1 protein-coding gene is annotated in these 620 nt (G+C 56.5%); it reads left to right on the forward strand.

What is annotated here, in order from left to right:
- Positions 1 to 189 precede the first annotated feature (189 nt).
- A partial coding sequence (locus tag AC1DWI_RS25705) for a TolC family protein (protein ID WP_477726263.1) occupies positions 190 to 620 on the forward strand: 431 nt, incomplete at its 3' end.

The following is a 620-nucleotide window of genomic DNA, read 5'->3' on the forward strand; positions in this document are numbered from 1 at the left end:
GCCGCTGCCAGCGATATGGAAAACAGACGTGCTGAACTCGCGCGTATCCTGGGCGACTCTGAAGTCCGTCTGGCGCGCCTGCGTGATGGTGGTCGGTTGCCGGGTATACAACCAGTGACAGTTCAGTCCTGGGTAGACAGTGCCCGTGAACAATCACTGCAAGTCCGAGTCGCTTTGACTACCTTGGAGGTGGCTGACCGTGAGATCGATAAAAGCCGGGCAGCCCATTCACCCACACTCGATCTGACAGCCGGTTATGGCAACAACTACGCTTCGGGGAGCATCTCTTCTCCGGCAGATATTGCAACCCGTACCCACTCAGGTCAGGTTGGTTTGAACTTGACCATCCCGCTCTTTGCCGGTGGCGGAGTGCAGGCACGCGTGCGGGAAGCCATTGCCTTGAAAGAGAAAGCAAGCGAAGACCTGGAGGTGGCCCGTCGGCAGGCAATTACCCAAGCACGGCAGGCGTTTACCGGTGTCGTCAACGGTGCGGCGCAGGTCGACGCATTGGAATCGGCCATTTCTTCCAGTAAAAGCTCGCTTGATGCCAACAAGGTTGGATATCGTATTGGTACGCGTATCAATATCGATGTGTTAAACGCCGAGCAGCAGCTTTATGC

The sequence above is a fragment of the Polaromonas sp. P3_C2 genome, from assembly GCF_056402675.1.